This window comes from Paraburkholderia sp. UYCP14C (assembly GCF_004197395.1).
In the GTDB taxonomy this organism is placed as follows: Bacteria; Pseudomonadota; Gammaproteobacteria; order Burkholderiales; family Burkholderiaceae; genus Paraburkholderia.
This window is the reverse complement of record NZ_SELS01000425.1, coordinates 1-208: the sequence shown is the minus strand read 5'-3', so window position 1 is coordinate 208 and position 208 is coordinate 1. Positions and strand designations below refer to the sequence as shown.

Sequence of the window (208 nt, the reverse complement as noted above, 5' to 3'; positions counted from 1 at the left end):
CAGCCCGATCTCGCGCTGCGCGCGCGCAAAACGCGTAAGCGAATCCATCATCAGCAGCACGCGCTGCCCGCGGTCGCGAAAGTGCTCGGCAATCGCGGTCGCCACGTAGGCGGCCTTCGCACGCTCGATCGACGAGCGGTCCGACGTTGCGCAGACAACGACAGACCGCGCCATGCCCTTGGCCCCAAGAATCAGCTCGACGAACTCG

At 66.3% G+C, this 208-nt stretch carries 1 pseudogene; it reads right to left on the bottom strand.

What is annotated here, in order from left to right:
• Positions 1–208, bottom strand: a pseudogene (locus EVC45_RS45390) (EscN/YscN/HrcN family type III secretion system ATPase); the annotation flags it as partial.